A 21,356-nucleotide genomic window follows, 5' to 3' on the forward strand; every position below is an offset into this window, starting at 1 on the left:
GTCGGGTGAGTCAGCGCGGCGGACCGAACGGGTTGTGCCCGGGCGGGAGCGGCTGCTGGGCCGGGGGAGGGTAGTACGCGGGGACCGGAGGTGCGGGGAACATCCCGTGCTGGTGCCACTTCCGCGTGAAGTGGAGGGCGACCAGTCCCAGTCCGAAGACCACCGGCGCGAGCACGAGGAGCAGAGCGCCGGCGCCGAAGCGGAACCCGTCGGTCAGGACCCCGTCCGTGGAGGTGATCGCGAAGGACTCGACACCTTCCCCGGTGCAGGTCAGGAGGTCCGGCTCCATCCACTCGGTGTTCCGGGTGGCAGCAAGGGGCACGAAGCTGCGCGGCGTCGAGTCGTAGGTGGTCACGGTCTCGGCGACGCCGTCGGGGTGGGCGATGTCCAGGCGGCCTTCCCTCTGCTCGCCGGTGCTGTACACCTGGCTCTTCCAGGCGCACTCGACCGTGCCGAGGTCCACGGTGGCGGGGGTGGCCAGCACCATGAAGTTGCCGGGGCCGACGCCGTCGTCGACCGCCACCTCCTGGCCGGGGGAGAACTCCAGGCCGGGATCGACGACCGCCTTGTCCGCGAACATGCCGGTACCCGTGACGAGCATGAGGCCGAAGGAGCCGAAGAGCAGGGCGCCGCCGAAGCCGACGACGATCCACATCGCGACGACGATCCGGAATCGGTCGGCGTTGTTGCGGACGTAGCCGGTGATGGTCATGGGGCGATTGTCCATGGTCGCGCCCAGCAGCTGGCCCTGCACCGCACGCCACTACGATCAAGCATGAGTAAAACGACTGCCAAGCCCGGGTTGTTGCGCCTGGGCGTGATGGCCACGTCGCGCAAGCCCGACGAGCGCCGGCTCCCGATCCACCCCGGTCACCTCGAGCGCATCGACGCGGACCTGCGGGCGCGGATGATCCTCGAACGGGGCTATGGCGCCCGATTCGGCATCGCCGACGACCAGATCGCGCCACTGGTCGGGCAGATGTCCGACCGCGACGTGGTCATCGCCCAGGCGGACATCGTGCTGCTGCCCAAGCCGCAGGCGTCGGACCTGGAGGATCTCCGCGACGGTCAGGTGCTGTGGGGGTGGCCGCACTGCGTGCAGGACCGCCGCATCACCCAGCTGGCGATCGACAAGCGGCTCACCCTGATCGCCTGGGAGGCCATGAACCACTGGCAGGCGGACGGCGGCTTCGGCCTGCACGTGTTCCACAAGAACAACGAGCTGGCGGGCTACTGCTCGGTGCTGCACGCGCTGCAGCTGTGCGGGTCGACCGGTGACTACGGGCGCAGGCTCAGCGCGGTGGTGATCGGGTTCGGCGCGACCGCTCGCGGCGCCGTCACGGCGCTCAACGCGCACGGGATCCACGACGTGCGGGTGCTCACCAACCGGGAGATCGCTGCCGTCGGCTCCCCGATCCCGTCGGTGGACATCATCCACTTCGACCACAACCCCGAGCACCCGTTCGAGAGCACGGTCACCACCGAGGACGGACCGGTGCGGCTCCCTGGGTACCTGGCCGAGAACGACATCGTCGTCAACTGCACGTTGCAGGACCCGAACTCGCCGCTGACGTACCTGCGCACCTCGGACCTGGGTGAGTTCCGGCCGGGCAGCCTCATCGTCGACGTGTCCGTCGACGAGGGGATGGGCTTCAGCTGGGCGCGGCCGACGTCGTTCGCGGACCCGATGTTCACGGTGGGTGACACGACGAACTACTACGCGGTCGACCACAGCCCATCGCTGCTGTGGAACTCGACGACGTGGGAGATCAGCGAGGCGCTGATGCCGTTCCTGCGCACGGTGATGGCGGGCCCCGAGTCGTGGGCCTCGTCGGACACGATCCGGCGGGCGGTGGAGATCGAGGACGGTCAGATCCGCAACGAGGCGATCCTCACGTTCCAGGGCCGGTCCGCCGAGTACCCGCACGCGGTGGCGTAGGGCCACGGAGGTGATGACTCCGTGCGTCGTTGCCTTCCCCGGTGACACGTGTCACCCTATGGGAGCGCATCCACGGTCGCACCGACGCGGCCGACACCAGACCCACGCGCGTACGAACGAAGGACATCGGCAATGGCGTCGCAGACATTCACGCCCGCACCCACGGACGAGCCGGGCATGATGCCCGATATGCCTGACGCCCCCGAATCCGGGCTCGTCGACCTCGACGGACGACGCTTCTACCGGATCACGTCCTACGACGACCTGCCGCCGTTCTTCATGACGCTCGTCGGCGCGAGCGACCTGTGGCTGTTCATCTCCAGCACCGGCGGCGTCACCGCGGGGCGCGAACAGGCCGACCGCGCGCTGTTCACGTACACGACCGAGGACAAGGTCGCCGCGGGCGCCGGCCGGACCGGCGGGCTCACGCTGCTGCGCGTCGCCACGGCCGACGGCACCGTGTTCTGGCAGCCGTTCGCGCCGCGCCGTCCGGGGGACCCGGACGCCGAGCGCCGCCTCTACAAGGACCCGCTCGGCACGACCCTCGTGTTCGAGGAGACCCGTCCCGACCTGGGCCTGCGCGTGCGCGTGACGTGGCAGACCGCCGCCCGGTTCGGCATCGTGCGCGAGGTCGAGGTCGCCTCGACGACCGACCGGCACGTCCGCGCCGAGGTTCTCGACGGCTTCGTCGACCTGCTGCCCGCGGGCGTCACCGTGCAGACGCAGGGCGAGCTCAGCAGCCTGCTCGACGCGTACAAGCGCGCCGAGGTCGACGCTGCGACCGGCCTCGGGCTCGTCTACCTGAACTCGACGCTCACCGACAAGGCCGACCCCAGCGAGTCGCTGTCGACGACCGTCGCGTGGCAGGTCGGGCTCGACGACGTCGACCACCTGCTCTCCGTGCGGCAGGTCGGCGCGTTCGCGACCGGTCGCCCCGTCGTCGCCGAGCACGAGGTCCGCGGCGAGAAGTGCGCGTACCTGGTCCGCGCGCGCCTCACCATCGCCCCCGGCGAGCACCGACGTTGGAGCGTCGTCGCCGACGTCGACCAGAGCGCGGCCGACGTCGTGCGCCTCCAGACGCAGCTCGCCGACCCCACCGTCGCAGCCGCAGCGCTGGCCGCGGACGTCGAGGGCACCCGCGCGCACCTCGACCGGCTCGTCGGGACCGCCGACGCGGCGCAGGTCACGGGCGACGAGCTCGCCACCGCCCACCACCGCGCCAACGTCCTGTTCAACGTCATGCGCGGCGGCATCCTGGTCGACGGGTACGCCGTCCGCACCTCCGACCTGCGGGCCTTCGTCGGCCAGCGCAGCCCGCGGACCGCCGCCCGCAGCGACGCGTGGTTCGACGCGCTCGCCGCGACCGAGCAGCTCGACGACCTCGTCGAGCGGGCCGACGCGTCCGGCGACCCGGACCTGCTGCGGCTGGTGCGCGAGTACCTGCCGCTGACGTTCAGCCGTCGGCACGGCGACCCGAGCCGCCCGTGGAACAAGTTCGCGATCGCCCTCACCGACGCGAACGGCGAGACGCGCGTCGACTTCCAGGGCAACTGGCGGGACATCTTCCAGAACTGGGAGGCGCTGGCCTTCTCGTTCCCGGAGTACGTCGAGTCGATGGTCGCGGTGTTCCTCGACGCGACGACGGCCGACGGCTACAACCCGTACCGCATCTCGCGCTCCGGCATCGACTGGGAGGTGCCCGAGCCGTCGAACCCGTGGGCGAACATCGGCTACTGGAGCGACCACCAGGTGATCTACCTGGTCAAGCTCCTGGAGGCGTCGCGCCGATTCCACCCCGGTCGGCTGGAGGCGCTCGTCGACCGGGCAGTCTTCACGCACGCCGACGTGCCGTACCGCATCGCGACCTACGACGAGACGGTCGTCGAGCCGATCGCGACGATCGCGTTCGACACCGCGACGGAGGAGCGGGTCGAGTGGCGCGTCGCGACCGAGGGCGCCGACGGGAAGCTCGTGCACGGGCCCGACGGAGATCTGGTGCGCGTGTCGCTCGGCGAGAAGCTGCTGCTCACCATCCTGGCGAAGGTGGTCAACCTGGTGCCCGACGGCGGCATCTGGATGAACACCCAGCGCCCGGAGTGGAACGACGCCAACAACGCGCTCGTCGGCAAGGGCCTGTCGGTCGTCACCCTCGCCTACCTGCGCCGCGCGCTGAGCCTGGCCAGAGACCTCCTGGCCGACGACCTCACGGTGACGAGCGAGCTCGCGGGCCTGCTCACCGACGTGCACGCGGCGCTCGACGAGCACGTCGAGCAGGCGGGGACCGGGTTCGACGACCAGGGCCGGCGGGCCGTCATGGACGCCCTCGGCGCGGCCGGCACGGCGTACCGCACGCGCGTCTATGCCGGGTTCAGCGGCGAGCACACCGGGGTGCCGGCGGCGGAGGTCCAGGCGTTCCTCGCGCACGCGCAGGTCTACGTCGACGCCGCGCTGCGGGCCAACCGTCGCCCGGACGGCCTGTTCCACGCGTACAACCTGCTCGACCTGCGCTCCGGGATGGCGGCCATCGGTCGCCTCCAGGAGATGCTCGAGGGCCAGGTCGCGGTGCTGTCGTCCGGCCTGCTGACGCCCGCAGAGGCGCTGGACCTCGTCGGGGCCCTGCGCCGCAGCGCGCTCTACCGTGCGGACCAGCACTCCTACCAGCTCTACCCCGACCGGGAGCTCCCGACGTTCCTGGGGCGCAACCTGATCACCGCGGAGCAGGCCGCGTCCGCACCGCTGCTAGCGACGCTCGTCGCCGCCGGCGACACGTCGCTCGTGCTGCGCGACGTGCGCGGCGACCACCGGTTCGCGCCCGGCCTGCACAACGCACGCGACCTCGACGCCGCCCTCGACGCACTGAGCCGTCACGTCCCGGGCGTGGCCGACGGTCGCCGTGCCGTGCTCGACGTGTTCGAGCAGGTGTTCCGGCACGCCGAGTTCACCGGTCGGTCGGGGTCGTTCTTCGGGTACGAGGGACTCGGCAGCATCTACTGGCACATGGTGTCCAAGCTGCTGCTCGCCGTGCAGGAGAACCACGAGCGCGCGGTCGCCCAGGGCGCGGACGCGGCCGTCGTGACGGGCCTCGCGGACGCCTACGAGGACGTCCGGCTCGGCCTCGGCTACTGCAAGAGCCCCGACGTGTACGGCGCGTTCCCCGTCGACCCCTACTCGCACACCCCGGCCGGAAAGGGCGCCCGGCAGCCCGGCATGACCGGTCAGGTCAAGGAGGAGATCCTCACCCGCCTCGGCGAGCTGGGGCTGCGGGTCGAGGGCGGGCGGATCGTGCTGCGACCCGTGCTGCTGCGCGCCGACGAGTGGACCACGGCCCCGACGACGTTCACGTACCACGACGTCGCCCAGCAGGAGCGGGAGCTCGCCCTGCCCGCGGGGTCGCTGGCGTTCACGTTCTGCCAGGTGCCCGTGGTCCTCCACCGCGTCGCCGTCGGTGCGGCGCTGACCGTCGTCGCGCACCTCGCCGACGGCACCCGCGTCGAGGGGGTCGACGGCGCGCTCGACGCCGACGTGAGCGAGCGGGTGTTCCGGCGCACGGGCGAGGTCGTCCGCGTGGAGGTCGAGGTGCCCGCCCGCTGACGGCGCGCGGTCAGTCGTCGGCGGGCGCCGCATCCGGAAGCGCGACGGTGAACCGTGCGCCGCCCTCGGCGGCCTCGGCGGCGGTGATCGACCCGCCGAGCCGGCTGACCAGCCCGTGCACCAGCGAGAGCCCAGCCGGGTCCGGAGGTGGTCTACCCGCGCGCAGAGGGTCGCCGAGCGGTCGGGTCGTGCAAAGGCGCGCAGCCGGGTGTCCCGGCTGCGCGCCCTGGGGTCAGTCGCCCTTCACGTTCACGATCTGGTGCAGGACGTGCCGGACCTCGACCAGGTCGGCGGCGTCGGCCATGACCTGGTCGATGTCCTTGTACGCCGCCGGGATCTCGTCGATGAACGCGTCCGTGTCGCGGTACTCGATGCCGGTCATGGCCTCGCGCAGCTGCTCGTGGGTGAACAGCCGACGCGCGGCAGACCGTGAGTGGTTGCGGCCGGCACCGTGCGGCGACGAGTTCAGCGAGAGCGCGTCGCCCTTGCCGCTCACCACGTAGGACGCCGTGCCCATCGACCCCGGGATCAGCCCGGCGTCACCGACGTCGGCCTTGATCGCCCCCTTGCGGGACACCCAGACCTGCTTGCCGAAGTGCGTCTCCTGCTCCGTGAAGTTGTGGTGGCAGTTGACGCGCTCGGCCTCGACGACCGCCTCGCCCATGTGCTCGGAGATGGCGTCCACGACGCGGTCCATCATCTCCTCGCGGTTGAGCAGGGCGTAGTCCTGGGCCCACCGCAGCTCGCGGATGTACGCCCAGAACTCGTCGGTGTCCTCGACCAGGTACGCCAGGTCGCGGTCGGGCAGCGAGATCCACCACTTGCGGCAGAGGTCCGCCGCCACCTTGATGTGCCGCTGCGCGATCCGGTTGCCCACCCCGCGGCTCCCCGAGTGCAGGAACAGCCAGACCGTGTCGGCCTCGTCGACCGTGATCTCGATGAAGTGGTTCCCGGACCCGAGCGAACCCAGCTGCAGGCGCCAGCGCGCGGCGTCGGCACCCGGGTCGAACCCCGCGGCCGCAGCGGCGGTCTCGAGCGTCTCGACCCGGGCCGCGGCCGTCGTCGTCAGGCGCTGGTTCACGCCGCCCGCCGACAGAGGGACCGCCTTCTCGATGGCCTGCCGCAGCGTCGCCAGCGACCCCCGTCCGCGCACCTGGTCCGACGTCCACTGCGTGCGGACGGCGATCATGCCGCAGCCGATGTCCACGCCGACGGCGGCGGGGATGATCGCGCCCAGCGTCGGGATGACGCTGCCGACCGTCGCGCCCTTGCCCAGGTGGGCGTCGGGCATGAGGGCCAGGTGCGGGTAGATGAAGGGGAGGGTGGAGGTGGCGACTGCCTGGGCCCGGGTGTTCTCCTCGAGGATCGATGCCCAGCTGATCAGTCGCGGGCTGAGGTGCTCGCGTGTCATGGGGCGGGAGCCTGGCACGGTCCGGGCGCCCGCGTCGCCGTCATTCCCGGGACGCGCACCCCGCTGACCTGCCACGATCGGTGCGTGACCGACACGGTGGCGCTGTCCACGGACCTCGCGACGCCCGTCGACGCGCCCCTGGTCGCCTCCTGGTCGCGGCGCGTGGTCGCCGCCCTGCTCGACTGGGCGATCCTGTCCGGAGCGACGTGGGTCGTGCTCGGCCAGGGTGGCGTCGCGCCGTCGCTCCAGCCCACGTTCGGGGGTCCGTCGTCCGGCGCTGCCGACCCGGTCTCGTGGTACACCAGCGGCTGGCTCGTCGGGCTCGTCGTCGCGATGCTCGTGCTCCAGGGCTGGACGGGCGCGACCCCGGGCAAGCGCGTGGCGGGGGTCGCGGTGGTGCGGGTGTCCGACGGGCGGCCTGCGGGGATCGTCGCCGCCGGTCTGCGGGTGGTGGCGCACGTGATCGACTCGATCCTGCTCATCGGCTACCTGCGCCCGCTCTGGAACGCGCGGGGGCAGACGTTCGCCGACTCGATGATCGGGACGCTCGTGATCCAGACGCGCGAGCCCGCGGCGCACCCGTGGTTCGCGCGGTTCCGGCGCGAGCCGTCGGCGGTCGGCTCGACGGTGGTGAGCGTGGCGGCGTTCGCGGTGTGCGTGCTGGGCGTCGGGTTCTCGACGTCGACGAGCTCGTGGGGCGGGGAGTGGGAGTCCGCCCTGCCGTGCGTCGACGACGGGACGGTCGTCGCTCCGACGGGCACCGCGACGGCGGCGCGTGCCGGTGGCGCGATGCACGAGGGGCGGTTGTGGATCGACCGGGAGGTCGACGACGACGTGGAGAAGGGTCTGCGGATCACGTGGGCCGTGGCTGCTCCGGACGGGCAGCTGGACGGCGCGCGGGTGGAGACCGACGTCCGACGAGCGGACGGGTCGGTGATCGCGATCGAGCAGGAGGTGTCGGTCGCCAGCGGGGGCGGCTACGAGGTGTACCTCGACCCCGCGGAGGTCTCGGCGGACGACCTGGAGGACGCCGGACCCGGGTGGAGCGCGCAGAGCCGGCTCCTCTTGGAGGGCCACGTCGTCGGTGCGTGCTCGATCGACGCCGCCGACTGGGAGGCCGCCGACCAGCCCGACTACGGGCCGCCCTGGACCGACGGCTGACTAGCACCTCCGCACCCCGCTAGCGTGACGCCCATGGATCGTCGCCCTCCCGTGCTGCCCGCCGTCATGGGCGGGGCAGAGCTCACGAGCTGACGCGATGCCCTCCTACCGCGTCACCGCGGCCATCGGCCTGCTCCAGCCGGGGGTCTCCGCACCGGACGTGCTGCCCCAGGCCGTGGCCACTGCCGAGGCGATGACGACCGTCGAGGCCCACGATGTCGCCGTCGTGCGGGGTCAGGCGCGGGTGACCGTGCGGTTCCAGGCCGACGACGACCAGACCGCCCGTCGGGTCGGGTGGGCGGTGCTCGCGCGGCTCGACGAGCTGGCGGACATCAGCGGGCGCAGCGTGACCCGGCGGTTCGGCTCGCGCTGGTACCCGGTGCGCGCGCAGACCTAGGCGACGCCCAGCTCCTCGGCCGCCTTCGCGATCCGACGCGCGCGCGTCTCGGGGGTCTTGGCAGCCTCGATCGGGTCGACGAGGGCGCGTTGCCGGCTGACCGACAGGGCGTCGAACGCGGCTCGCGCGGCTCCGTCGAGGGCCGCTGCCAGGTCGGTGGGCACCTCGACCGTGCGCGGGGCGTCGTCGTGCTCGATGTCGACGTCGATCTCCTGACCGGCCGCGACGCCGGCGCCCGCGCGGTTCTCGGAGCTGAGCGGGAGCATCGTCTTGCCGCGGTACGGCGTCACGGTGCTCCGGTAGGAGTAGCCGTTGATGGTCACGACGACGGGGAACCGGGCGCCGCGGTCCATCGCCGCGACCACCTCGTCAGGCACCGGCAGGCCGGTCGCGGACTTGCCGCTGAGCTCCACCGTGGTGCGAAAGCGCATGAGTTCCTCCTCTGCGGGCGGCCGCACCCGGTGCACGGGTCGCACCGTCGCAGACTAGCCACGCGTCAGAGGAGCGGCGCGGCCTGCCCCAGGACGAGCGGCTCGCCGACGGGCCGTGCGGGGCGCGCCCGGCCGTCGCCCTCCGGCGTGGCGGCCGTGTAGCGGTGCGCGACGACGAGGCTGGGCGCCCCCGCGTCGGAGGCCTCGACCAGCACCGCGGGCCGGTCGGCGTCGTCGGCCGGGAGCTGCCCGAACCAGGCGACCGCGGCACGCGCGGCACCGGAGCTGCGGACCCAGGCCCGGGCCTCCTGGAGCGCGACCTCGGGCGCACCGTCGAACGCGCGCACGTCGTGTCCCTGCGCGGGGCTGCCGTCGACGACCGCGAACGGCGCGGCGGCCGCCCCGGGCGTGAGCGCCGCCTCGAGCACCTGGTCGAGCACGCCCAGCGCGATGTCCTGTGCGGCCGGCGACGGGGGGAACGGGAGGTCGGCCGGCGTGCGGAAGGTGGCCGTCGCCGCCGCGACGCGCGCCGGGGTCCGCGGGTGGGGCACGTCGGGGACGGCGTCGGTGGTCAGGTGGGCCGAGGCGGCGGCGACGTACTCGCTCACCCACTCCGGGCCGCACCCCGACTCCCAGCGGGACGCGACGTCGGCGAGCGGCAGCGCGGCATCGGCACCCGAGGCCGAGACGACCGCCGGCGTGGGTGCCGCACCGCTGGTGCGCAGGGCCCATCGAGCCCCCGGTGCCCGCGAGACGACGAGGTCGCCGACACCGACGCCGAGCGCCATGACCATCGCCTGCGGGACGGGAGCGGCGGGTCCGGCGGCCCAGCGCGAACGCATGGAGTGCAGGAGGGCGCCGACCGCACCGGCGTCGGCGAGGTCCGTGCCGCTCGCCCGCAGGTGGGCCCGCGCGCGGTCGAGGTGGGCCAGCTCGCCCGGGGTCAGTGGACGCACGCCGGCGGCCGTGCCGTGCGCGTCGGACGCGGGAAGGGACAGCGTCGGACGCACCTCAGTCATGCCTGCGGGATCGGCCCCGAGGGGGGCGTCCTTGAGCGCGCCGCAGACGGTTCCACCGGATGGCGGCGGGCGACCCAGCGGGTCCTGAAGGGGGCCGGCGGCTACCCTGGCTCCCGGTCCTGACCGTCGCACGCCCGGGAGCCCCGTCATCCGACCGTCGCGCAGCATCGTCGCCGCCGTCACCGCCGTCCTGCTGGTCGGCGGCGCGGGGAGCGCCTGGGCGTGGACGGAGCACGAGGACCGCGTGGCCGCCGAGCAGGCGTCCGCGCAGGACCGTGCGTCGGGCGCGCTCGCCGCACAGGTCCGCGACGCCGACGAGGTCGAGGCCCAGGCCGCCGACGCCGCCCGGGTCCGGTCCGCCGCCGTCCTGTCCGACGCGCGCGCCGTCCTCGCGGCCGCCGCCGAGCACGCCCGCGCCACGCTCGTCGCCAGCGACGGGGGAGTGGCCGACGACGCGGTCCGGCAGGCGCTCGCGGCGGAGCTCGCCGGGGTCGATGCGGCACTCGCCGCGAGCGGCCAGAGCGCCACGACCCTGCGGTCCCTCTCGGCCACCCTGACCGCCTCGGACGCGGCGGTCGCCGGGGCGCACGACGCCTGGCTGGCCGAGCAGGCGGCCGCTGCTGCCGCGGCGGCCGCCGCCCCGAAGGCGTCGACCCCGGCGAAGCCCGCCACCTCGGCCCCCTCGTGCGGGACCACGTACACGGGCCCGCCCTTCTACACGTCCCCCGCGACCGCCGGCGGCGACGGGTCGAACGGCAAGCTCCCCCCTGAGGCACTGACGGCGATCTCGTGGGACGTCGACCCGCACGGCACCCCGTACTTCCTGAAGAACGCCGCCGCGGCCGCGCTCGAGCGGCTGAACACCGCCTTCCGCGGGGAGTTCGGGCACAACCTCGACCTCGACCTCACCTACCGCGACTACGACACCCAGGTGGCCATGCGCGCCGCCCTCGGCTCGGTCGCCGCGACGCCGGGGACCTCGACGCACGGCACCGGGCTGGCGCTGGACGTGCCGGAGCTTCCCTGCGAGTACGGCTGGGACACCCCGCAGCGCAGCTGGCTGGTCAGCAACGGACCGTCGTACGGGTGGGTCTCCCCGTCCTGGGCCGGTCGGAACGGCTCCAACCCGGAGTACTGGCACTTCGAGTACCGGGGCTGACCTCAGACCACGTCGACGGGGCGCACCGCGTCCGCGCTCGACGGGACCGTGAGCAGCGCGACCACCCCGCCGGCGGCGAGCAGCCCGGCGCACACGAGCATCGCGACCCGGTGGGCCGGCTCGAGGGTGGTCGGGTCCGTGAGCGAGGAGCCGACACCCGCCGCCAGGGGCAGGACCGCGATCGCCAGCAGGCCGGCCACCCGGGCGACCGCGTTGTTGACGCCGCTGGCCACACCGGCCAGGTGGTCGGGTGCGGCCGCCAGCGCGGTCGTGGTCAGGGGCGCGACGGTCGCCGAGAGCCCGAGCCCGAACACGAGGATCCCCGGCAGGACGTGCGTCAGGTACGGCTCACCGGGTCCGATGCCGGAGAGCATCACCGCACCGACCGCGCATACCAACGGACCGACCGTCATCGGGATCTTGGGGCCCATGATCGTGCTCAGCGCACCCGCCCGAGGCGACAGCAGGAGCATGAGCACGGTGACCGGCAACGGTGCGAGGCCGGCGGCCAGCGGGGAGTAGCCGGCCACGACCTGGAGCGTCACGACGAGGAAGAAGAACACCCCGGCGATCGCGGCGTAGATGAGCAGCGTGGCGGCGTTGGTGCCCGCGAACGGCCGCCACCGGAACAGGGCCGGGGGCAGCAGCGGGGCGGCCGCCCGGGACTCGACGATGAGGAACGCCACCATCGCGGCGACCCCGAACGCCAGCGCGCCGACGACCAGCGCGTCCGGCGTCCCACGCTCCGTCCACGCCGTGAACCCGTACGTCAGACCGCCCAGCCCCAGCGCGCCGAGCACGGTGCCCGCGATGTCGAGCGTCTTCGCCGCGCTGGCGTCGGCACTCTCCGGCACGTGCCGCATCGTCACCGCGACCACGACGGCGGCCAGCGGCAGGTTGATGCCGAAGATCCACCGCCAGGTGGTGACCTGCACGATCCAGCCGCCGAGGAACGGCGCGACCGCCCCGGCGATCCCGCCGAGTCCGGACCAGGCGCCGATCGCGCGCCCGCGGTCCGGACCGCTGAACGTCGACTGCAGGATGGCCAGCGAGCCGGGGGTCAGCAGGGCGCCACCGACGCCCTGCAGCGCGCGGGCCGCGTTGAGCGCCCCGATGGTGGGCGCGACCGCGCAGAGCAGCGACGCGACCGCGAACCAGACGACCCCGACCAGGAACACCTTCCGCCGGCCGAACCTGTCGCCCAGCGAGCCGCCCAGCAGCAGGAACGCCGCGAGCGTCAGCGCGTACGCGTTGATGGTCCACTGCAGGTCGGCCGTCGTCGCGTCGAGGTCCTCGGCGATGGTCGGCAGGGCGATCGTGACCACGGTGGCGTCGATGAACGCGATCGCGGAGCCCAGGACCGTCGCGAACAGCACCCACCGGCCGCGCGCGGACGCGTAGACGATGCCGTCCGTCGGCTCAGCGGGGGCGGTCACGGTCCTTGCTCGGCTGCACGCGCTTGGGCTCTCCCGGCATCTTCGGGTACTCCGGCGGGTACGGCAGGTCGCCCTCGCCGTGGTCGGCCTCCTGCCGGTCGGCCAGCTCCAGCAGCGAGTCGAGGGAGTAGCGCGGGGTCGCGCGCGCCACCAGAGCGGCGAACAGGTCCCCGACCTCGGCGAACCGCGCGGGCATCGTCGTCACGTCGAAGTCGTTCGGGTGCACGTCCGCGACCTCGTCCCAGCGCAGCGGGGCCGACACGGTGGCGCGCGGGTTGGTGCGGATCGAGTAGGCCGACGCGATGGTGCGGTCGCGGGCCATCTGGTTGTAGTCGACGAAGATCTTGGCGCCGCGCTCCTCCTTCCACCACTTCATCGTCACCTCCTCGGGCATGCGCCGCTCGAGCTCGCGACCGAACGCGATGGTGGCGCGCCGGGCCTCGACGAACGACCAGCGCGGCTCGATGGGCACGAAGATGTGGATGCCCCGACCGCCCGACGTCTTGGGCGTCCCCTCCAGCCCGTGCTCGGACAGCAGCTCCCGCACGTGGGGTGCCACGCGGGCGGCGTCGGAGAAGTCGGTGCCCGGCTGCGGGTCCAGGTCGATGCGAATCTGGTCGGGGGAGTCGACGTCGTCGCCGAGCACCGGCCACGGGTGGAACGTCAGCGTGCCCAGGTTGGCCGCCCAGGCGACGACCGCCAGCTCGCTGGGCGCCACCTCGTCGGCGGTCCGGCCGCTCGGGAACGAGATGCGGGCGGTCTGCACGTACTCGGGGGCGCCCTGAGGCACACGCTTCTGGTAGAACGCGTCGCCGGTCGAGTCCATCCGGGTGGCCAGCTTGGCGCCCTCGAACACGCCCTTGGGCCAGCGCTCCAGCGTCGTCGGCCGGTCCAGCAGGGCACCGAGGATGCCGTCGCCCACCGACACGAAGTACTGGACGACGTCGAGCTTGGTCAGCCCGCGTTCCGGGAAGTAGATCTTGTCGGGGCTGCTCACCCGGACGGTCCGGCCACGCACCTCGAGCTCGACCGCGGGGGTGTTCGACGGGGACATGCTCGTCAACCTAGGCGCTGGACGCGGTCGCTGCCCAGGTCAGCCCGCACCGATCAGCCCTCGCTGGTGCGCCACCGACACGGCCTCCGCGCGGCCCGAGACGCCCAGCTTGGCCAGCAGGTTGGAGATGTGCACCGACACGGTCTTGCCGGAGATGAACAGCTTCTCCCCGATCTGCCGGTTGGACAGGCCCTGCGCCACGAGCGCGAGCACCTCGGCCTCGCGCGCGGTCAGCACGTCGACGCCGCCCACCCGGACGCCCGGGAGGTCGAGCCGGCCGCGCCGCGCGAGCCCCCGGACGGCGGTCGCCAGCGGCACCGCTCCCATCGCGTCCGCCTCGGTCAGCGCGATCCCCGCCTCGTCCCGCGCGGCGTCCCGGTCCCCGCTCTCCAGCAGCGCCTCGGCCAGCCGGAACCGGCTGCGCGCCACCTCGTAGCGGTAGCCGTACCCGAACTCCGCCACCGTCTCGCGCCACAGCTCGACGTCGCTGGCGCCCGCGAGCCGCGAGTGCTCGGCGTGCGCGCGGGCCAGCCAGGCGCGACCCTCGGGGCCCAGGCGACCGCCGCGGGGCCGGCCGCGCTCCGCCGTGGTCCGCGCGCGCTCGAGCAGGCGCTCGCCCAGGGCCAGCCGTTCGGTCACGTCTCGACCGAGCAGCCGCTCCTGCTGGGCGGCGTCGGCCAGGGCGCTCAGGGCCAGCGCGACCAGCCAGATGCCCCCGAGGAAGTAGTCCGACCACGCGCGCCACAGGTGCTCGAGCAGCCGCAGCGCCAAGCCGATCGCGTCCTCGAGCTCCCCGCGCCACGTGTGCGCGTCGATGGTGCATCCACCGGCGACCAGCGCGATCAGCCCGTCCTTGGACCAGCTGGGCTCCAGGGCGTGACCACGCTCCGCGGCGTCGGTGTCCCCGCGGGCCACGGCCGCGTACAGGTTCACCGCGATGAGCGTGTCGGCCAGCTCGTCAGGGACGCCACCGATGGATGCCGCGCGCAGGTCACCCGAGACGTACCGGATGAGCTGCGTGAACATGTGCAGCTCGACGCCGTAGACGCTCCACGTCATCCCGAGCGAGCGGGCGCGCTCCACCCCGTCGGCCGTGACCTGCGTGGCACCCGGCAGGTCGCCCGCGTAGTAGCGGTTGCTGGCGAGGTTGTACATGGTCCGCAGCTCGGTGGCGTAGTCGCACGCCTCCCGGGCGCGGGCGAGCGCGCTGGTCAACAGCTCGGCCGCCCGGTCCTCGTCGTCGACCACGAGCACCGCCAGCGTGGTCAGCGCGTCCGACTCGGCGTCGGCCGCGCCGGCTTGCCGCGCCAGCTCGACCGCCCGGGTGGCGCTCGCGACGGCCTCGTCGTCCAGGTCCGCGTTCAGCGCGCTGCGGGCGTAGGTGGCCAACGCCCAGGCGCGTTCCGGCGTCGGCTCGTCCGGCAGGTCGGCGAGCGCGCGCGACGACTGCTCCAGGGCGTCGTGCACGCTCTCGATCCCCAGCAGGTACCGGGCGAGGCCGGTGCGCAGGTGGGCCTGCCGCGGGACGTCCGACCCCGTCTCCTCGACGGCCGCGCGAGCCAGCTGCACCGAGCGGTCCACCTGTCCGGCGCGGCTCGCGGCCGCCGCAGCCGCGACGAGCACGTCGATGTGGTCGGTGCCCCCGAGCGACGCCGTGACCTCCGGGACGGCCTCCCAGAGTCGCAGCACCACCTCCAGGTGCCGCAGCTCCTCCGCGGGCGCCAGCACCTCGTGCGCCTGGTCGGCCGCATCCAGGGACGCGCGCAGGGCGGTCGGCAGGTCGGGGGCGCGCAGCGCGTGCGAGGCCAGCTGCGACGACGGCCCGAGCGTCGGGTCGTCCCGCAGCACGCGCAGGTAGGCGCGGTGCAGGGACGACTGCTCGCCGGGGAGCAGGTCGGTGTAGACGGCCTCCGCCAGCAGGGCGTGCCGGAACGCGATGAGCTCGTCCTCGCCGACCAGCACGTGGTGGGTGACGGCCTCCCGCAGCGCGGTGTCGAAGGCGCCCGGCGCGGTGAGCTGTGGGTCCGCGTCGGCGGAGACCGCGGCCCGCAGGAGGGGCTCGGACACGCGTCGGCCGGCGGCGGACGCGATGCGCGCCAGGCGCTGGACCGACGGGTCGAGGAGCTCGAGCCGGGCGCGCAGCACGTCGGCCAGCGACCACGGCAGCTCGTCGGCCTCGGCGCCGGCCTCCAGCAGCTCCTCGGCGAAGTAGGCGTTGCCCTCCGACCGGTCGATCACCCGGCGCAGCGTGGACTCGGTCAGCGGGGCGCCGGACAGCGCGGTGGTGAACTCGCGCAGCTCGTCGTCGGTGAACGGGGACAGGTCGAGGCGTTCGACGCGGGGGTGCCGGCTGAGCTCGGTGGCGACCGGGCGCCACGGGTGCCGCCGGTGCAGGTCGTCCGTGCGGTAGCTGGCGACGAGCAGCAGGTGCTGGTCCCGCAGCCGCGAGACCAGGAACCGCAGGACGTCCCGGCTCGAGGCGTCCGCCCAGTGCAGGTCCTCGAGGACCAGCAGCAGGGGGTGCCCCGGGCCGCCGACGGCGCTGAACGCCTCCACCAGGCCGTCGAACAGCTGGAGCCGGTTGGCCTGGTCGTCCGGGGCGGTTGCGGTGCCGGACGGTCCGGGCAGCAGCCGGGCGAGCGCCGGACGGTTGGCGACGACGGCGTCGACCGCGTCGGGGTCGAGCGCGTGCAGCTGCGACAGCGCCTCCGCGAACGGCAGGTACGGCAGGCCGATCTCGCCGAGATCCACGCAGTGCGCCACGACGACCCGCGCTCCGGCGGCGTCGGCGAGCTCGGCGACGTGCCGCAGCAGCCGGGTCTTGCCCACGCCGGCGTCCGCCCCGATCAGGACGGTCGACGGCTCGCCGACGCCCGCGCGCCCCAGCGCCAGCGTGAGCTGGTCGACCTGGAGCGCGCGGGCGACGAACGGTGTGCTCATCGAGCCACGTGCCATGTCTCCGATCCTCGCAGCAGCCACCCACGCGCCGCACTCACCAGAGGGTGTGCGGGCTGCACGGGTCGCAGCGAGCCGTCGGGGCGGGCGGTGGCAGCCAGCGCCTCGCCCTGGTCGGCGATCTCCTCCCGCTCCGGGATCCCTCGCAGCGCCGTGAACAGGCGCTCGTGGCGGTAGGCGAGCTCGGCGTCGAGGGCGGGTCCCCAGAAGTCAGCCATGGTGTCCTCCTCATGAACGCCGGACGATCTGCCCGGCTCTCGTTGACAACCACGACTCTGGTCGTGAGGGGTGGGTCGCCGGATCGGTCGGTCGACGGGTCCTGAGGACGGGATGGGTGCATGGACCGTCTGAGGTGGGGGCGCCTGCGTCTGAGGTACCTCAGGAGGAGCAGGATGGGCGCATGGGACTCGTCCAGGTCGCCCAGCACGCCGAGGACCTCGACCGCGCCGCGGCCTTCTACACCGACCTGCTGGGCGCGCCGCCGACGGCCCGGTTCGACCCGCCGGGGCTCCTGTTCTTCGACCTCGACGGCGTCCGGCTGCTGCTGGACGTGGGCGCCCCCTCGTCGCTGCTCTACCTGCGGGTGCCCGACGTGGCCGCCACGACCGAGCGCCTGCGCGCCCGCGGCGTGGTCGTCGAGTCCGAGCCGCACGTGATCTTCCGGCACGAGGACGACACCCTCGGCCCCGCGGGCACCGACGAGTGGCACGCGTTCGTCCGCGACTCCGAGGGCAACCTGCTCGGGCTGGTCAGCCAGCTGCCCTGACCGCTCCAGCCCGCGGGACCTGTGGCCCTACTGACGCCTCGAGCCGAGGGCCATACCTGGAGTGTCCGCACCGTCGCGGACACCCCCGTGCCGGGGGACGGAGCAGCTCGAGGAGTGCACGCCATGGACACCATGAAGGCCGCGGTCGTCCGGTCGTTCAGCAGCGATCTGGACGTCGCGGACGTCCCCATCCCCACGGTCGGACCGCACGAGGCGCTGGTCCGCGTCGACTACTCCGGGGTGTGCCACACGGACCTGCACGCGGCCCACGGTGACTGGCCGGTCAAGCCCACGCCGCCGTTCATCCCCGGGCACGAAGGTGTCGGGCACGTCGTCGCGGTGGGCGACTCCGTCACCCGCGTGTCCGTCGGAGACCTCGTCGGCAACGCGTGGCTCTGGTCCGCCTGCGGCGAGTGCGAGTACTGCCAGACCGGCTGGGAGACGCTGTGCCCGGACCAGCGCAACGGCGGCTACTCGGTGGACGGGTCCTTCGGCCAGTACATGGTGGTGGACTCGCGCTACTGCCCGGTGATCCCCGACGGCGTCGACCCCGCCGGCGCGGCGCCGGTCCTCTGTGCGGGCGTCACGGTCTACAAGGGTCTGAAGATGACCGACACCAAGCCCGGAGAGTGGGTGCTGGTCTCCGGGATCGGCGGGCTGGGCCACCTCGCCGTGCAGTACGCGGTCGCGATGGGCCGCCGGGTCGCCGCCGTCGACGTCGACGAGTCCAAGCTGGCCCTGGCCACCAAGCACGGCGCCGAGGTCGTGGTCAACGCGTCGCTCGAGGACGACCCGGCCGCCCGGCTGCAGGAGCGCACCGGTGGCGTGCACGGTGCGCTGGTCACCGCGGTGAACGGGACGGCGTTCCCGCAGGCGGTCCGGGCGCTGCGGCGCGGCGGCACGGTCGCCCTGGTCGGGTTGCCGCCCGAGCAGTTCCCGCTCGACATCTTCACCACGGTGCTCTTCGGGCTCACGGTCCGTGGGTCGATCGTCGGGACGCGCAAGGACATGGCCGAGGCGCTCGACTTCTTCGCCCGTGGACTGGTCAGCCCGACGTACACGACGCGTCCGCTCGCCGAGATCAACACGATCTTCGCCGAGATGCAGCGCGGTGAGATCGACGGCCGGGTCGTGATGGACATGCGCGACTGAGCCGGGACCAACGACCCAGAGCATGAGGTAAGGCTCCACTAACGTCCGGAGCGGTGCCGGGGACGAGCCCCGGGCCGCCACGACGGGTGGGGCGATGGGCGTGCGGCTGCGGGACCTTCCCCGAGGTGCCCGCGCGACCGTCGTGGAGATCGACGGGGCAGCACCGGCGACGCGCGCGCGACTGCGCGACCTCGGCTTCCGGGCGGGTTGCGAGGTCGTCTGCGTGCGGCGGGCGCCGTGGGGGAGCCCGGTGCTCTTCCGGGTGGGCGAGTCCGACCTGTGCCTGCGTCGGGACCTGTCCTCGCTCGTGGTGATCGAGGTCCAGTCGTGAGCGCGACGTGCCACGACTCTCCTGCGGTGCCGGCCGCGACGGTCCTTCGTCAGGTCGCCATGGTCGGCTGCCCCAACGCCGGCAAGTCCAGCGTCTTCAACCACCTCACCGGGCTGCACGTGCGGACCGCGAACTATCCCGGCGTCACGGTCACCCGAGCCGTCGGGACGATCACCGGCAGCGTGGACGGCACGCCGGTGTCCGTGCACGTGACGGACCTGCCGGGCACCTACGGTCTCGACCCGGTCAGCCCCGACGAGCAGGTCGTCGCGGACCACCTGGCGGGCCGGATCGCCGGCCTCCCGCGTCCCGACGCGCTCCTGCTCGTCGTCGACGCCACCACGCTGCGACGCTCGTTGCAGCTCGTCGCCCGGACGCTGGCGACCGGGCGGCCGTGCGCCGTGGCGGTGACCATGATGGACGAGCTGCGTGCGGGCGGCGGCCGGCTGGACCTCGCTCTGCTCTCCACCGCGGTCGGCGTGCCGGTGCACGAGGTCCAGGGCAGCCGGGGCCGCGGGATCCCCGCGCTGCGCCAGGAGGTGCTGGGCTGGGGCTCCTGGCCCGCAGCCGTGGTTCCGCCACCCGTCGAGGACCCGACCGAGCTGGACGCCTGGATCTCGTCGGTGGTGCACCGCGCGCGCTACACGCCCGCCGGCGCACCCGCGCGGACCCGGGCGATCGACCGCGTGCTGCTGCATCCCGTGGGCGGCGTCGCCGCGTTCCTCGTCGTGATGTTCGCGTTCTTCCAGGCGATCTTCGCCCTGGCGGCGCCGGCCATGGGCCTGATCGAGCAGGTGTTCGCCGCGCTGTCGTCACGGGCGATCGAGCACATCGGGCCCCCGCTGCTCGCCGACTTCGTCGGCACGGCCCTGATCGGCGGGGTCGGCGGCGTGCTGGTCTTCCTCCCGCAGATCGCCCTGCTCTTCCTCCTGCTCTCGCTGCTGGAGGGCGTGGGGTACCTGGCCCGCGCGGCGATGCTGATGGACCGGGTGATGGAGGTCAGCGGGCTGGACGGGCGCGCGTTCGTCGCGATGCTGTCCTCGGTGGCGTGCGCGGTGCCGGGGATCATGGCCACCCGGACCCTGCCGTCCTCACGCGACCGGTTGGCCACCATGCTGTCCGCGCCTCTGATGACCTGCTCCGCGCGGCTGCCCGTGTACCTGCTCCTGGTGGGCATGCTCGTGCCGGCCGACGCCACCTGGGGGCCCGTCGGCCTACGTGGCCTGGCGATGCTCGCGCTCTACCTGGCCGGCGGGATCTCCGCGCTCGTCGTCGCCTCGGTGCTCAAGTCCACCGTGCTGCGTGCCGGTGGGCTGCCCTTCTACCTCGAGCTGCCGCCGTACCGGGTGCCGTCGGTACGCGCCGTGGCGCACGCCGTCGGCGCAGCGGTCGGGGCGTTCCTGCGCAAGATGGCCACGATCATCCTCGGCGCGACGGTCGTGCTCTGGGCGCTCATGACCTTCCCGACGCACTCGACCGAGACGGCGTCGATGGCCCCGGCGGACGCGTCGGCCTACCAGCTCGACCACAGCTACGCCGCGGCGGTCGGTCGGGCCGTCGAACCGGCGACCGCACCGTTGGGCTTCGACTGGCGCATCGACGTCGGCCTGATCGGCGCGATGGCCGCCCGCGAGGTCTTCGTCTCGACGATGGGCCAGATCGCCGCGTCCAGCGACACCGAGCACCCCGCCGAGGCCCTCGGGGCGATGACGTGGGACAGCGGACCGCGTGCGGGGACGCCGATCTTCACCGCGCCGACGATCGTCGCTCTCCTGACCTTCTTCGTGTACGCGATGCAGTGCTTCGCCACCCTGGCGGTGCTGCGCCGCGAGTCCAACTCCTGGCGCTGGCCCGCGCTCGCGTTCACGTACATGACCGCGCTGGCGTGGGTGATGGCGTGGGTCGCGCGTGCCGTCACGATCGGGCTCACGGGATGACCCTGCTCCCGCTGCACCCGGAGTCCACCGCCGACCCGAGCACCGTGGCCTGGTACGTCGGCCCGACGCGCCCGTCCCCGACCGAGCCGCCTCCGCTCTCCGCGCTGCGGGAAGCCGGCGTCCTCGACTCGTTCGTGGTCGAGCCCGAGCACGTCCGCACCACGCTGGCCCCGGGGCGCACCTGGGCCGAGGAGTCGGCGCGGGTGCGCGACGCCGTGCGCGCCGGCCTGGCCGCGGCACCTCCCGGACCGGACGAGCGGGACCGTCTGCTCCTGGCGGCGGCCCGGGAGGTGGTCGGCGAGATCGTCGACCCGTTCGCCCGGTCCCACGGCGGGCGGATCACGCTGGCCGCGGTCGGCGACGGGCGCGTCACCGTGCACCTGGAGGGCGCCTGCCACGGGTGCCCCGCGGCGGCCGTCACCGTGCGCGCGCGCCTGGAGCGCGAGCTGCGCGCCCGATGTCCCTGGCTGGTCGGCGTCGACGAGGCGAGAGGCCCTGTGCCGCGCTCGGTGCCTCCGAGGGCGTGACCGCGTCGCCGGGAAGCCGTCCGTTCACCCGGACGCGTCTGCCGTCCCCCCAGGCAGGAACGGAGCGCGTCGGGCACTCTGGGCTGGTGG

The 21,356-nt window shown here is 73.6% G+C and carries 18 protein-coding genes; 10 read left to right on the forward strand and 8 right to left on the reverse strand.

Annotation, left to right across the window (positions count from 1 at the left end):
- Positions 1-10: 10 nt before the first annotated feature.
- On the reverse strand, positions 11-712 hold the full coding sequence (locus tag ACO06A_RS10710) for a hypothetical protein (RefSeq protein WP_421735985.1): 702 nt from the start codon (positions 710-712) through the stop codon (positions 11-13).
- Between the two features lie 63 nt (positions 713-775).
- On the opposite strand from ACO06A_RS10710, the gene ACO06A_RS10715 reads away from it, so the two are divergent.
- Positions 776-1,939 carry a N(5)-(carboxyethyl)ornithine synthase gene (locus tag ACO06A_RS10715; protein ID WP_421735986.1) on the forward strand — a complete coding sequence of 388 codons (1,164 nt, stop codon included), beginning with the start codon at positions 776-778 and terminating at the stop codon, positions 1,937-1,939.
- 189 nt (positions 1,940-2,128) lie between these two features.
- Positions 2,129-5,530 (forward strand): hypothetical protein, encoded by a 3,402-nt coding sequence (locus ACO06A_RS10720; protein ID WP_421735987.1) that lies wholly within the window; start codon positions 2,129-2,131, stop codon positions 5,528-5,530.
- Positions 5,531-5,762: 232 nt separating this feature from the next.
- Here the strand turns inward: ACO06A_RS10720 and ACO06A_RS10725 are convergent, their stop codons facing one another.
- On the reverse strand, positions 5,763-6,941 hold the full coding sequence (locus ACO06A_RS10725) for an RtcB family protein (protein ID WP_421735988.1): 1,179 nt from the start codon (positions 6,939-6,941) through the stop codon (positions 5,763-5,765).
- 84 nt (positions 6,942-7,025) lie between these two features.
- Here ACO06A_RS10725 and ACO06A_RS10730 point away from each other — a divergent pair, with 84 nt between their 5' ends.
- Both ACO06A_RS10730 and ACO06A_RS10735 read left to right on the forward strand, forming a co-directional pair.
- Positions 7,026-8,102, forward strand: a complete 1,077-nt coding sequence (locus ACO06A_RS10730) for an RDD family protein (RefSeq protein ID WP_421735989.1) — start codon at positions 7,026-7,028, stop codon at positions 8,100-8,102.
- 97 nt (positions 8,103-8,199) lie between these two features.
- Positions 8,200-8,499, forward strand: a complete 300-nt coding sequence (locus ACO06A_RS10735; RefSeq protein ID WP_421735990.1) for a hypothetical protein — start codon at positions 8,200-8,202, stop codon at positions 8,497-8,499.
- Here ACO06A_RS10735 and ACO06A_RS10740 read toward each other — a convergent pair.
- On the reverse strand, positions 8,496-8,930 hold the full coding sequence (locus ACO06A_RS10740) for a YdeI/OmpD-associated family protein (RefSeq protein ID WP_421735991.1): 435 nt from the start codon (positions 8,928-8,930) through the stop codon (positions 8,496-8,498). The two genes, ACO06A_RS10735 and ACO06A_RS10740, sit on opposite strands and share 4 nt — an antisense overlap.
- A 65-nt stretch (positions 8,931-8,995) precedes the next feature.
- Positions 8,996-9,949: a DUF3806 domain-containing protein gene (locus tag ACO06A_RS10745; protein WP_421735992.1), complete on the reverse strand. Its 954-nt coding sequence runs from the start codon at positions 9,947-9,949 to the stop codon at positions 8,996-8,998.
- A gap of 244 nt (positions 9,950-10,193) precedes the next feature.
- Here ACO06A_RS10745 and ACO06A_RS10750 point away from each other — a divergent pair, with 244 nt between their 5' ends.
- Positions 10,194-11,108 (forward strand): M15 family metallopeptidase, encoded by a 915-nt coding sequence (locus ACO06A_RS10750; RefSeq protein ID WP_421735993.1) that lies wholly within the window; start codon positions 10,194-10,196, stop codon positions 11,106-11,108.
- A gap of 2 nt (positions 11,109-11,110) precedes the next feature.
- Here ACO06A_RS10750 and ACO06A_RS10755 read toward each other — a convergent pair whose 3' ends face one another.
- The 4 genes from ACO06A_RS10755 to ACO06A_RS10770 are packed head-to-tail and all read right to left on the reverse strand — an operon-like array spanning position 11,111 to position 16,771.
- Positions 11,111-12,544 carry an MFS transporter gene (locus ACO06A_RS10755; RefSeq protein ID WP_421735994.1) on the reverse strand — a complete coding sequence of 478 codons (1,434 nt, stop codon included), beginning with the start codon at positions 12,542-12,544 and terminating at the stop codon, positions 11,111-11,113.
- Positions 12,528-13,598, reverse strand: a complete 1,071-nt coding sequence (ligD, locus tag ACO06A_RS10760; protein WP_421735995.1) for a non-homologous end-joining DNA ligase — start codon at positions 13,596-13,598, stop codon at positions 12,528-12,530. The genes ACO06A_RS10755 and ligD overlap by 17 nt, the downstream gene beginning before the upstream one ends.
- Before the next feature lie 39 nt (positions 13,599-13,637).
- Complete coding sequence (locus tag ACO06A_RS10765; RefSeq protein ID WP_421735996.1) at positions 13,638-16,538, reverse strand: helix-turn-helix transcriptional regulator; 2,901 nt, start codon at positions 16,536-16,538, stop codon at positions 13,638-13,640.
- Complete coding sequence (locus tag ACO06A_RS10770; RefSeq protein ID WP_421735997.1) at positions 16,535-16,771, reverse strand: hypothetical protein; 237 nt, start codon at positions 16,769-16,771, stop codon at positions 16,535-16,537. The genes ACO06A_RS10765 and ACO06A_RS10770 overlap by 4 nt, the downstream gene beginning before the upstream one ends.
- Before the next feature lie 182 nt (positions 16,772-16,953).
- On the opposite strand from ACO06A_RS10770, the gene ACO06A_RS10775 reads away from it, so the two are divergent.
- The 5 genes from ACO06A_RS10775 (at position 16,954) to ACO06A_RS10795 (ending at position 21,266) form a co-directional block, all read left to right on the forward strand.
- Entirely contained in the window at positions 16,954-17,319 is a 366-nt protein-coding gene (locus tag ACO06A_RS10775) for a VOC family protein (RefSeq protein WP_421735998.1), read from the forward strand.
- Positions 17,320-17,442: 123 nt separating this feature from the next.
- The gene (adhP, locus tag ACO06A_RS10780; RefSeq protein WP_421735999.1) at positions 17,443-18,471 is read left to right on the forward strand and encodes an alcohol dehydrogenase AdhP; all 1,029 of its coding nucleotides are present in this window, start codon (positions 17,443-17,445) and stop codon (positions 18,469-18,471) included.
- Between the two features lie 94 nt (positions 18,472-18,565).
- A complete protein-coding gene (locus ACO06A_RS10785) occupies positions 18,566-18,802 on the forward strand; it encodes a FeoA family protein (protein ID WP_421736000.1) in 237 nt (78 codons plus the stop codon).
- The gene (feoB, locus tag ACO06A_RS10790; protein ID WP_421736001.1) at positions 18,799-20,739 is read left to right on the forward strand and encodes a ferrous iron transporter B; all 1,941 of its coding nucleotides are present in this window, start codon (positions 18,799-18,801) and stop codon (positions 20,737-20,739) included. Before ACO06A_RS10785 ends, feoB begins: the two co-directional genes overlap by 4 nt.
- Positions 20,736-21,266: a NifU family protein gene (locus tag ACO06A_RS10795; RefSeq protein WP_421732192.1), complete on the forward strand. Its 531-nt coding sequence runs from the start codon at positions 20,736-20,738 to the stop codon at positions 21,264-21,266. Before feoB ends, ACO06A_RS10795 begins: the two co-directional genes overlap by 4 nt.
- The last annotated feature ends 90 nt before the right edge of the window (positions 21,267-21,356 follow it).

It is taken from the genome of Cellulomonas sp. (assembly GCF_965229465.1).
Taxonomy (GTDB): domain Bacteria; phylum Actinomycetota; class Actinomycetes; order Actinomycetales; family Cellulomonadaceae; genus Cellulomonas.

Coding starts and splice junctions, on each gene's coding strand:
- ACO06A_RS10710 (WP_421735985.1), bottom strand. CDS start 712: ATGACCATCACCGGCTACGTCCGCAACAACGCCGACCGATTCCGGATC.
- ACO06A_RS10715 (WP_421735986.1), top strand. CDS start 776: ATGAGTAAAACGACTGCCAAGCCCGGGTTGTTGCGCCTGGGCGTGATG.
- ACO06A_RS10720 (WP_421735987.1), top strand. CDS start 2,129: ATGCCTGACGCCCCCGAATCCGGGCTCGTCGACCTCGACGGACGACGC.
- ACO06A_RS10725 (WP_421735988.1), bottom strand. CDS start 6,941: ATGACACGCGAGCACCTCAGCCCGCGACTGATCAGCTGGGCATCGATC.
- ACO06A_RS10735 (WP_421735990.1), top strand. CDS start 8,200: ATGCCCTCCTACCGCGTCACCGCGGCCATCGGCCTGCTCCAGCCGGGG.
- ACO06A_RS10740 (WP_421735991.1), bottom strand. CDS start 8,930: ATGCGCTTTCGCACCACGGTGGAGCTCAGCGGCAAGTCCGCGACCGGC.
- ACO06A_RS10745 (WP_421735992.1), bottom strand. CDS start 9,949: ATGACTGAGGTGCGTCCGACGCTGTCCCTTCCCGCGTCCGACGCGCAC.
- ligD (WP_421735995.1), bottom strand. CDS start 13,598: ATGTCCCCGTCGAACACCCCCGCGGTCGAGCTCGAGGTGCGTGGCCGG.
- ACO06A_RS10765 (WP_421735996.1), bottom strand. CDS start 16,538: ATGAGCACACCGTTCGTCGCCCGCGCGCTCCAGGTCGACCAGCTCACG.
- ACO06A_RS10770 (WP_421735997.1), bottom strand. CDS start 16,771: ATGGCTGACTTCTGGGGACCCGCCCTCGACGCCGAGCTCGCCTACCGC.
- ACO06A_RS10775 (WP_421735998.1), top strand. CDS start 16,954: ATGGGACTCGTCCAGGTCGCCCAGCACGCCGAGGACCTCGACCGCGCC.
- adhP (WP_421735999.1), top strand. CDS start 17,443: ATGGACACCATGAAGGCCGCGGTCGTCCGGTCGTTCAGCAGCGATCTG.
- ACO06A_RS10785 (WP_421736000.1), top strand. CDS start 18,566: ATGGGCGTGCGGCTGCGGGACCTTCCCCGAGGTGCCCGCGCGACCGTC.
- ACO06A_RS10795 (WP_421732192.1), top strand. CDS start 20,736: ATGACCCTGCTCCCGCTGCACCCGGAGTCCACCGCCGACCCGAGCACC.